The 11173-nt window shown below is 40.0% G+C and carries 8 protein-coding genes; 2 read left to right on the top strand and 6 right to left on the bottom strand.

From position 1 onward, the window contains the following. From DW830_RS11050 to DW830_RS16930, 4 genes are all read right to left on the bottom strand, one after another. On the bottom strand, positions 1–1570 hold a 1570-nt coding region (locus tag DW830_RS11050), incomplete at its 3' end, for a cysteine peptidase family C39 domain-containing protein (protein WP_119249939.1). 32 nt (positions 1571–1602) lie between these two features. Further along, complete coding sequence (locus DW830_RS11045) at positions 1603–3846, bottom strand: outer membrane beta-barrel protein (protein ID WP_119249938.1); 2244 nt, start codon at positions 3844–3846, stop codon at positions 1603–1605. Further along, complete coding sequence (locus DW830_RS11040) at positions 3843–5147, bottom strand: radical SAM protein (protein ID WP_119249937.1); 1305 nt, start codon at positions 5145–5147, stop codon at positions 3843–3845. Before DW830_RS11040 ends, DW830_RS11045 begins: the two co-directional genes overlap by 4 nt. 405 nt (positions 5148–5552) lie before the next feature. After that, a complete protein-coding gene (locus DW830_RS16930; RefSeq protein WP_255415628.1) occupies positions 5553–5684 on the bottom strand; it encodes a hypothetical protein in 132 nt (43 codons plus the stop codon). A gap of 410 nt (positions 5685–6094) precedes the next feature. Here DW830_RS16930 and DW830_RS11035 point away from each other — a divergent pair, with 410 nt between their 5' ends. Both DW830_RS11035 and DW830_RS11030 read left to right on the top strand, forming a co-directional pair. Continuing rightward, complete coding sequence (locus tag DW830_RS11035) at positions 6095–7249, top strand: sensor histidine kinase (protein ID WP_158573482.1); 1155 nt, start codon at positions 6095–6097, stop codon at positions 7247–7249. A 62-nt stretch (positions 7250–7311) separates the two neighbouring features. Beyond that, a complete protein-coding gene (locus tag DW830_RS11030) occupies positions 7312–7992 on the top strand; it encodes a response regulator transcription factor (protein ID WP_119249935.1) in 681 nt (226 codons plus the stop codon). Positions 7993–8222: 230 nt separating this feature from the next. Here the strand turns inward: DW830_RS11030 and DW830_RS11025 are convergent, their stop codons facing one another. Together DW830_RS11025 and DW830_RS11020 are read right to left on the bottom strand one after the other, a co-directional pair. After that, complete coding sequence (locus DW830_RS11025) at positions 8223–9947, bottom strand: AAA family ATPase (RefSeq protein WP_119249934.1); 1725 nt, start codon at positions 9945–9947, stop codon at positions 8223–8225. A gap of 145 nt (positions 9948–10092) precedes the next feature. Further along, positions 10093–11049, bottom strand: coding sequence for a glycosyltransferase (locus tag DW830_RS11020; protein WP_410524520.1), 957 nt, complete (start codon positions 11047–11049; stop codon positions 10093–10095). Between the last annotated feature and the right edge of the window lie 124 nt (positions 11050–11173).

The raw sequence follows: 11173 nt of genomic DNA, 5'->3' as shown, positions 1-11173 counted from the left end.
TCGCCGTCACCTTGCCTTGAGGTATATGAATATCCACCCCGTCTATTGTCTTTCTGAGGGCATGAGGATCATACTTGAACATGATGTTGCTGATATGGATACCATCCTCTGGATGATCAAGACCTGCCAGCAAGCCATCCTTTCCATTCTCATCGTCCATCTGATGAATCTCATTGATACGTTCCAGACTGATTTTCACATCCTGCACGGAATAGAAGAAGTTCATGAGTTGCTCCACCGGCGAGTTGAGCTGTCCGATGATATATTGCACGGCGAGCATCATACCCAAGGTCATGTGCCCCTGGATTACCGCCGTAGCGGCAACCACCGTCACCACGATATTCTTCACCTCATTGATAAAAATACTGCCAGCCTCCTGGGTCTGCTGTAGTTTCAGAGATTTCTGCTGTACCCTGAAAAGATTCACCTGTGTCTCCTCCCACTCCTTTCGCTTGCGCTGCTCGCAATCCTGCAACTTGATTTCCTGCATAGAAGTGATGAACTCGTATGTCCTGTTGTTATTGATGGCCTGCTGCTCGAAGAGTTCATAATCGAGCACCTTTCTTCGACGCAGGAAGAGAGCCATCCATCCTCCGTACAGGATGCTGCCCAATAAGAAGATGGCAAACACCACCTTATTATATATAAAGAGCACTACCGAGAACACCACGAAGGTAAGCATGGCAAAGGTAATGTTGAGCGTCTGCTGGGTGAGAAAGTTGTTCACACGGCTATGGTCGCTCATCCTTTGCATCAAGTCGCCCATCAGTTTAGTGTCGAAGAACGACATCGGCAGTTTCAGCAGTTTGATGAAGAAATCGCTCACCAGGGAGATGTTGATACGCATGGAGATGCGGAGCAGGAACCATCGGCGGGCGAAGTCTATCGCTGTTCGGCTGACGGTGAGCATCAACTGGCCTAAGAGAATGAGCCAGATGAATCCAATGTCCTGGTTCTTGATACCGACATCCACGATGGATTGGGTAAGGAACGGCAGTACCAGCTGCAGGGCACTGCCCGCAAGCAGTCCCAAGATTATCCAGGAGAATGCCTTGCGGTATTTCTTGAAATATCTGAAAAGGAACTTGAAGGAACGCTTCTCCTTCTGTCTATCTTCTCCTTCCATCTGATAGGTGAAGAAGGCAGGAGTGGTTTCGAAAAACATGGCGATACCCTTGTCCTCGTCATTAGAGCGAGTACTTATCCAATGCCGTCTGAATTCTTCAAGGTTATAAGTTGTCTTTCCCTTGCCAGGGTCTGCGATATAGAACTTCTTGCCCTTCTTCACCTTATATAATACCACGAAATGGTTCTGGTTCCAATGAAGGATGCAAGGGAGCGGAGTCTCGCTAAGTTCTACGACACTTGTTTTGGCACATACCGTATCCAGTCCCAAGGTCTTCGCTGTTTCGTTGATACCAAGCATCGAAACCCCTTCGGTTGTGGCAAAACAGAGTTTCGACAGAGAATCCAAAGAATATTCTCTGCCGAAATATTTACAAATCATCTGCAAGCAAGTAATACCACATAGCATACTATCATGCTGAAAACAAACAGGAAATCTATTCATTTACTTTTCCACATCTAAATTCTTACTATTATTTAGCTTTGTTGTCTTCCCCTTACCCAAACTATACTTAACACTGATAAGGCAACAAAAGCATTTACTCTATTATCGCCATAGGTTTGATAAGCAAAATTTGGAAGACTCACTTTCGTATAAGTCTTCTTGGAAATCATAGAAGTCGGTATGCTTACTTCCAAAGATATTGGCAACTTACCTTTTAACAAAGAGTAAGAAGTTCCAACAAACAACTTTTCCTCTTCATCATACTGTTTACCTTGTAATAATGGCAATTTGTCGTGACGAAGGAAATAGCTAGCCATGAAACTCAATTTTGTTTTTGGAACATTCCAAAGAAACTGTGTATCAAGATACCAGGTTCTGCCAAAATGCTTCGTGTCATCTTTCATATACCGGTGATACCATTGGTAATTTGCAACAAATGACAGTTCTACGCCTTTGCCAAGATTATAATCACCTTCCATTCCCAAGTAATTATGTCTGTAATTACAATTTGCTTGAGTTTGATAAGTTTTATCCTCTTCTTGCTGATAATAGTCTATAATCTCATCCTTGCTCTGCTTGTACATATAGTCAATCTTGACTATATTGACAAAGTTGACCGTAATTTCTGAATAATGCATAATTCTAGGTTTCAACTCAGAATTGCCTCTATGCCAAAGCACATCGTTCACTTGCCATCTTACCGTTGACAACTGATCAAGGTTGGGATACTCCACATCACAAAAATAATTACATTGCAAATACATCCACTTAACAGGTTTCCAATAACCTTTAAACAAAGGCATCCAAGATGTATGTTTCTCAGATACAGCCTTCAATTGGTTTTCATCTTTGACAGTCAACAAATGAGTGCCTAGCAAAGCATTGAAATTTCTAAATGGCTGATATGATATTGCTCCCATCAATTTACTTCGAGTTTCCTTGCTACTATGCAACAGAACATTCTCATTTCGGTCAGAATTAGAATAATCTTTCCATATTTGGGTATAGTCTGCCCACAAAGACACCTTGCTGCCTAAGTTATAGTAACCAGACAAATAATAACGCCAATAGTTTTTATCTCCCTTGTAAGGGGTTTGAGCTACATCATTTTTTGCACTATAAAATCTATCTTCATGAATATCATACCTATTATATATGAGTTCCGAAGATAAATTTAAATGTTTTAAAACCGTTCCCTTATAAAACAATCCAATAGTATAATCATCTGTATTGAAATCATCTAGGCTATTTGATTCATATTTTTCGTCCCTATTAGAAACAGAAAAGAAATCACTTTGTTTACTTCCCTTTGTCTCTATCCAAGCTTGCACAGATAGTGTTTGATTATCTGACAATTTATAATCTGTTCCCAAACTAAAGCTACCAATATTGCTCCCAGTACTCATGTTTGGTTTTCTATAATCAATAGCCTTTGATTTTATCGTCACATCACCCAAGTTACTATATTCATAACCTAATACATCATAATTCTGACGATGCGTAAAGTTTAGGCTGCCATACAGATTAACTCTTGGAAATGTATAGGTAAAGTTTGCACCCATAACTTCCCTATTGGAATGCTTATTTCTGAAAGAATACAAATTGCGGGAGAACGCACTTATATCCCATCCAGTATAGTCATTAACCAGTTCCATATTAAGCACTACTGGATATTCAGAATATTTACCAGCAGGATAACGCATAATTTCTACTGTTTTGATGCGCTTTGGGTTTATGCTGATGGCATATTCTCGTTTTACTTCCTTGCCATTGATAATTACAGGTACATTTTTATCTTTTCCTACATTCACTTCGTCTGTTCCCCAATCTGTTGTTATACCTGGAATTTTTGCTAATAGCTGTATAGCACTAGTGGTTCCTTTTCGAAGGGAATCGGTGATGAATACAGTTTCTTTAGATGCATTTCTACTCACCATATCAGCCACAGCTACCACCTCCTTTAAGTTTTCCACCTTTGATTGCAATACAACAACACCTATATCGCCCTTGAAACCAAGAGGAGATATAGTATCTCGTTTTTCAAAACCTATAGACTGGAAAGACAATTTATATATGTTTCCTTTGCTCTCCAATGAGAATTCTCCTGTTTCCATACTGCGCACTCCACCCAGAAACCGATTTGTTTTATCAAAAGCAGAAACTGTAACAAAAGGCACACAAGAAGAATCCGATACAGATACAATTTTTCCTCTCACCTGCGCTAAGCAAGTGAAAGGAAACAAAAATAACATCAACACTACCCAAATGTACTTCATCTCTTAAGTTTTTTATTATTAATGACTCGCCAACAATAATCTTTTATACGATGTTCCAACAAATCATATTGTCCTTGATGACCACAAGGTATTTTGCCGTGGTTTTCTATTATTCGTTCTTCTCGCAATATCGGACATCCGCAATAACATAATGGATAATAACGACAACTATTGCAAATACATTTATCATCAAACAGGTCATAATCTTCAAAAATCGGCTTTTCGCTCCAAATTATATCACCATTAGCATCTAAATGACCTCGCAGTTTTCCGATAGGTCTCTTATCACATTTTTCCACACCTCCAGTATAATAGAACATATTATAATGTTCTTTTTCTACATAGCACATCGAGAATACATGTTGGATAGAGAGTTCAAAGCCACATTCAACAAGTTTTTCTTGCAATTTGCGCAACAAAAGAATAGACACGTTCTGCTCTTTAACTTGCCATACCTTTTGTAAATCCACTAATATTCTATTTCTATATTCTTTTGGAATATATCTAGTTATATCAGTTACCAGTGTGTCACTTTTCAATGTTGCCAATGTATAATTGATTCTCAACGTAACTTTTGCATCAGAATTTATCCTCAATAAGTTAACAATATTATTCAATATCAACCGAAAAGAACTGTCAGATAAACTATCTTGCTTATTTTTATTATGAGTCTTCTCATCGCCATCTATTGCTATTTGATAATAATCAACCTTGCATTTCTGTAAAAGTTTGATATTATCAATATTGAGCAAAGCACCATTCGTAGTTATGCCACTACTAAAATCAATTTTATGCTCTTCACAAAAACTAATCAGTTTCGGAGCTATGTATTCTATAACTTTCGGCTGCGTCAGTGGTTCTCCACCAAACCAAGATAAAACATATTCATGAATGGTATTTTCCAACAAATATTTTTTTATATGTTTCATTATTAAGTCAAACCGAGTATAATCCAAGACAACTGGTTCATGCTCTTGTACGCAATACCAACAATTATAGTTACATTCGAATGTAGGAAGGATTGTCGTTTTGAATTCTAAGGCATGAACAAAGCTATCCCTTTCCTCTTTCAAGATTGCTCTTTCGTCAAAACCTTCTTCAACTATAAATTTGGAAGCAGCTAAGCTTTGCAATATCTTAGGATGAGTACTTGCATAAGTATCTGGATTATTTATTAATTCCATCATTGATGTCAAGGCTTTTTCCTCTAAAATAAGGAATTCCTTGTTTAATCCATTGAAGATAACAAAATGCACATCATCATCTAATGAAACTATATATAAATATTTATTTGCCCTCATTGTCTATATCATATATAATTATAAACATTCAAACTGGATAGCATAACCAAAGAAATAGCATTCTATCCAGCTTGAATGTTCTTAATTCATTTTTACTAACAAATGTTCATATACTATATAACTTAAAAATTATGCGCAAATACATTTGTCACATTTATCACATTTGCTACACTTTTCAAGGTTGTCACCAGGTTTTGTTATCGGTTCATTATGATCAATACCACCACCTAGCAACAGCATCAACTCTTCTTCATTCAAGACAGAAGAGTTCTTCAAATTGAAAGTTTGTAAATTCATAATAATACAATTTATGCCTACTTAAATAAACGCTTCAGCAATCGTTCCTTTATACAGTAAGGTCTGCAAATAATATCGTCGACTTTATTATTTTTCTTACTTTAATGACTATCCCCAAATGGTGTCATCACCATCAGGTTCTTCGTCATCTGGGTTATAGTGCCAATTTCCTAAAGAATCTAACCACCAATACCCACCGCCTACAATTAGGCTTAAGTCTAAATCTTTCAATATATCCATACAATTTTAATTTGATTAATTTTCTAGCTGCAAAATTACGTCAAATTGCTCAAACCACCAAACTTTTTACATCATTTCCCACATAATATTTACCCCCTAAATTTTCATATAAAAATGATGTTAGAAAGTACGCTATTTTGAAAAAATATTTGTATTTTTGCACTTTTGAAGTAAAATAAGTAAAAATACAAAGCATGAAAAAGTATTATTGTATAACGATTTTAGCACTTTTAGTTGTTACATTGTTACAAGGATATAATGTATCTTTGCAATACAAGGAATATATCTATAAGGAAATAGATAAGATCAATTCTGCACTAAAAGTTTCTGTTGATGAAGAATATGCTATCCGAGCACATCAAAATTACAATCCACATAAAGATGGAAAACAACGACTCTACACAAAAATAATGACGGACGAAGACTTTCTCAAGGCAAAGCCCAAGAAAGAAGATGTCATTCGCTTTGACGAAATAAACATTCAAGACCTAAGAGATAAAGGTATTGCAGAGACAGAAGCAGAAGCTATGGGATTATTGACAAAAGACAGGCTCACCGCCAAAGGCAATCCCATTAATCTCAAGAAACTCTCTCAAATATTCAAGAAGAATCTAAATGAGGATTTCTCTTATACCTTATTGATATTAGATGAGAACAAAAAGGTCATTAAGAGTTATGGACAAACAAAGGACATTGAGACTTGGCAGGCTAGCAAGCCTATCGGCATCGGGCTCAAACCTATCCGTTTCGTACAGGCAAAGGTAGATATAACTCCATCTTCTTTCATCATAAATTCTATAGAGACTCTAATCTCTACCATACTGCTAGCTCTTATCATCGTCTTCTGCGTAGGATACCAGATGACTGCCATCAGAAACAAGGAAGACCTTCTGAGGAATCGTGAGGTAAGCCTTCATGGAACTGTACACGACTTGAAAGCTCCATTGGCAAGCATCTTGCTAAAGTTGGGATTCATCAAAGACTGTATCAAGGATGCTGACTTGAAGGAGATGATTACTTCTTCAGAAAGACAAATCAAGAATCTTGCCAATACCATCAAGACGATACTGATTACCTCTAAGGCTGGTGAAAGTAAGTTGGTTATCAACAAAGAACAAGTTGACATCATCGAACTGACGCAACAAGCGCAAGAACAAATAGACACTAACTATGCCAGCAAGCCACATACCATCGGAATTCACGATCATCGTGAAGAGAAAGCACTGGTGTATACTGATAAGTACCTGATAGAAAATGTGATGCACAATCTAATGGAAAATGCCGTTAAATACTCTGATAAAGAGGCAAATGTTGATGTCAGCATCAAACAGGATGAACATTTCACCATCATCAGCGTGTCTGACCACGGCGTAGGCATCGACAAGAAGTATCAGAAGAAGATATTCGAGCAGTTCTATCGCATACCAGCCACACACCATAAGAGCGGATATGGCATAGGTCTTGCCATGGTAAAATATGCCGTCAAGGCACATGGTGGAACCATCAAGGTGGTGAGCGAACTAGGCAAGGGTAGCACCTTTACATTTACATTGCCGCTCAACTAAAAGCAACAAATCGTAATGGGCAAGGAACAAGAAACAAGATAAAACAATATAAAATAAGAAATATGGAAAAGATAAAAGTACTATTGGTCGATGATGACCTGGATTTCGGCAACACAGCAGTCTTGCTACTTAAAAAAGCAGGCTATGAGGTCTATTTTCAAAACACGCTGTTTGGAGTAGAAAGCCTTATCATGAAGCTGTCTCCCAACCTCATCATCCTCGATGTGATGATAGGAGAAGAGAACAGTCTGGAAAGAATCAACGACATCCGACTTGCTGCAGAAGACATCCCTATCATGTGTGTATCTTCGTTACATGATCCAGAACTGAAAACCGAAGCCGCCAACAATGGTGCGATGATTTACATCGAGAAGCCTTTCGACAGCCGTGAGTTCCTGGGATGGGTAAACCGCTATGCCAAGCGCAAAGACTTCAGCAATTCCCGTATGATAAACATGGGTGCCTACACCGTAGATACAGATAGCCATGTGCTCAGCTTCCGTGGCTGCAGCGAGAAGACGCTGGGCAATACAGAGTTTGCTACACTCAAGCTATTATGGATCAATAAGGGCGAAGTCGTGACACGCCAAGACCTCAAGGATACAGTTTGGAGAGGTGTACAATGCCGCGAAGAAAGTCTCAATAATGTGATGTACAACTTGCGCCGATATTTCGCCAAGGATGCCTCCATCCACTTGGATACCCTTCGCGGTGAAGGATTCAGGATGTGGATGAATGAGTAGTTTAATGACGGCTCAATCCCATAAGGGGAAATAGGCATACTATTAAGGGAAAATAAAAACACCGTTAAAGGAAAATAGGAATATCCTTAATGGTAAATGTTGATGCTATTAAAGAAAATCTCCGTTCGGCGACGTTGAACATACATTCAACGTCGCTGAATGCACATTCAACGTCGCTGAACGGAGATTCAGCGTCGCTGAATATAAAAGATCATTAGGGCTTATCCTCTTCAGCGCCATTCCTCTACTCTCCAAAGATCGTTACCTTTATATATAATAGCAATCTTGTGTATAGGCTTGCCGCTCATCATCTGTGGCAATCTTGCGTCTTGAGCATATTGGTCTAATTGCGCCTTTGCTTCTTCTAAAGCCTTCATGCCTTCTTCATCGGTATCACCTGATTTCAGATACTTCAACTCCAGGAGATAGGCATGGGCAACCTCTGGGAAACGGGTGAGATCAGGAATCATCGTCAAGTCACAATAGCCGCCGTTCAGCTCCATTTCCTGGATGATGTAGTAATAACCACTATGGTTGAGATAAGCGGCAATGAACCCTTGCAGGTTGCGCTCTGCCTGAATGCTTGAGTGGATGCTCGTGCAGTTCTTATAACCCTCGGCAATGTATTCGATGGCTGGCTTGATGTTACCATCTAGAGCCATTACATCGTATCGGTCGGCAAGATGATTATTATTGATTTTAGTATCCTTGTTGTATTCATCCAACACATAGCCGTAATATTGGCGGCGTACATTCTCGTTAGGGATTCCCAACTTTACTCTTCTGCCACGCTTGCCAATGATGGTCAGCATGCCGTAATAGTAGAGCAGACTTGGGAACAGGTCTGGGTCAACCAAGTCTTCAGCAGGGAAACTTTCTCTCAGTTCTGCCCAGATGTAACCTTGGTTGATGATTTCTTTCAGCACGCTCTTGCGGTCGCCTTGCAGCTTGTCCAGGAAGATGATCTTCTTCATCTTGGCATAGTCGGTCATGGTGTTTGGGTCTACCATCTCTTCCGGAGCTTTGCCAAAACGGATGAAATGGCGGAGATAATAGATAACCATATCCGAATTGAACATCTTTGGATCTGTGACCAGGCTGTCCTTTGCGAAACAATAGTTGTCATACCAAGGCTTCATGTCGGTAATCAGCTGGTCGGTCGGAACATTGATGAGTCCTACTTCTCTGTAGTATTCTATCATTTCCCGCACCTCGTTCTCGCTGAATCCCAGCATCATATTGAACATGGGATCCATGGAGAGATTGGTGCCGATGTTATAGCCACTGTTGAGGTCGTTCACGGTGACAGGACTAACTCCCATCATCATGATGCGCTGGAACATTCCCTTGAATAGCTTGAAGAAGTCACGGTAGAAACCCTGTGCATGAGTCAAAGCGTGATACACAGCTTCTCCTTCCTCGCTCAGGATGTTGTTGGTGAAATTGTCGTACTCGTCGATGATGAGGTAAATTTGCGTACCTTTGCTTTTGGAATAAGAATTCAGTGCATTTAGCTTATAGGAGGCACCGGAAAAGCCAAGGTATTCCTCCATGTTGAAATCTTCATCATAATAGGCTGCATACTTTTTGATGAAACCATCGAGTACGCTGTTGCAATATAAATTGAAGTTTTCTTCCAAAGTACCAGGACCAGCCGCTGCTCTGGAAAAATCGAAGTATAAGACTTGGTATTTGCCAAGTCCTTCGGTTGGATGCGACTCAATCCAAGTATCCTTGAATGTGGTATGGAACGAGTCTTTCTTCTCGATGTCGTAGTAGGCTTGAAGCATCGTGAGGAAGACACTCTTGCCAAAACGGCGTGGGCGGATGAGATAGAGAAAGTCTCCTGCTTCCTCCATTTTTGGAATATACATCGTCTTATCAGCCCAGTATCTGTTCTGACTCTTAATCCATGTATAATCGGCAACGCCGTATGGTAATCTCTTGTAATCCATATCTTCTTCGTTTTATAGAGTGCAACTTATTCGATTGCAAAGATAGTGGAAATAATTGGGAATAGCAAGGCTTTTTTCAAAAACTTCCTTAAATGATATCCTTCGTTCCAATATCCTGTAGGCGACGTCTTTTTATAACAAGAGCCTAGGCTAACAGGCTCTTGTAGTATTCTTCATATTGTTTAGCTACCTTTATGTATTCATGATGCTTGCTGATGTATTCGATGCTCTGTTGCTTAAGCTGCGGTATCAGTTCTGGGTGAAGCACCAGGTGCTCCAACTCTTGATATACGCTCTCATAGTTGGGCTGCACATTGATGATGGGACGGAGATGCTCTTCGTGGATAATCTCGTAGTTTTCCGGTTCTCCACCACCTATGCAGATGATGCCCCTTGCCATTGCCTCCAGCGGATTCATCGATGGCGTATAACTGTAGAGCTGGTCGAGGATGGCATCGCTGCCGTTCATCATCTTTACATATTCCGCAAAAGGCACGTTTTGTGCGATACGCAGTTCTACCTTTTCCGGATATTTCTCGGCGATTGCCTGGGCAGCCTTCAGCATGATGTCCGTACCCTTATACTCACTTCTGGTTTTGTTGATACCTATGAATAACTTCAACTTTTGGGAAGGTCTTCTGGAAATATCTACAGAAGATGTCTCTATAGAAGGTGCCCCTTTATCCCTATCCTGATAGGATTGTGTATAAGTATGGATTGGATAGGGGATAAACGTGGTTTTCTGTGGAAAATGCGGTTGATAACATACCCAGTATTCATAGAGTCCCGCTATGATGCCGTCGCAATCTTCAGCTATCATCCGGTTGAGTCTTTCCTTGGCGGTTCCCAGCCAGTCTTTTCTTTCTTTCAGGGCATCGGCATTGGTGCGTAATTCATCTCCTATATTGAAATCGCTGTATCTCAATGGCTTATCCTGGCAGCAGACGCTTACCCAATAGTAATCCATACCGAATGCAGCCAGCACCACCTTCCTGTTGTGCTTTCTCAAATACCGGTAAATCGGGAAGATACGCTCAGCCTTCAACTCCAGAAACATCGGGTTAATGAGCTGGACGATGTCGTATCCCCTTAACTTATGCACAATTGTGTATAACTTTATCAAATATAGGATTCCACCTAGTTTTCCAGGCTTTCTCACCATGTTGATATCTCGTGGATAATTCTTCCAGAAGTCGCCGTTGGAGAGCACGGTAACCTCATGCCCC

It is taken from the genome of Prevotella sp. AM34-19LB (genome assembly GCF_003468525.1).
Classification (GTDB): domain Bacteria; phylum Bacteroidota; class Bacteroidia; order Bacteroidales; family Bacteroidaceae; genus Prevotella.
Note: the sequence above shows the minus strand (reverse complement) of the source record. Positions and strands in the feature narration are given on the sequence as shown.

Excerpts from the sequence above, each read along its gene's own strand:
- DW830_RS11045 (WP_119249938.1), bottom strand. The coding sequence starts at position 3,846 with ATGAAGTACATTTGGGTAGTGTTGATGTTATTTTTGTTTCCTTTCACT.
- DW830_RS11040 (WP_119249937.1), bottom strand. The coding sequence starts at position 5,147 with ATGAGGGCAAATAAATATTTATATATAGTTTCATTAGATGATGATGTG.
- DW830_RS16930 (WP_255415628.1), bottom strand. The coding sequence starts at position 5,684 with ATGGATATATTGAAAGATTTAGACTTAAGCCTAATTGTAGGCGGTGGG.
- DW830_RS11035 (WP_158573482.1), top strand. The coding sequence starts at position 6,095 with ATGACGGACGAAGACTTTCTCAAGGCAAAGCCCAAGAAAGAAGATGTC.
- DW830_RS11030 (WP_119249935.1), top strand. The coding sequence starts at position 7,312 with ATGGAAAAGATAAAAGTACTATTGGTCGATGATGACCTGGATTTCGGC.
- DW830_RS11025 (WP_119249934.1), bottom strand. The coding sequence starts at position 9,947 with ATGGATTACAAGAGATTACCATACGGCGTTGCCGATTATACATGGATT.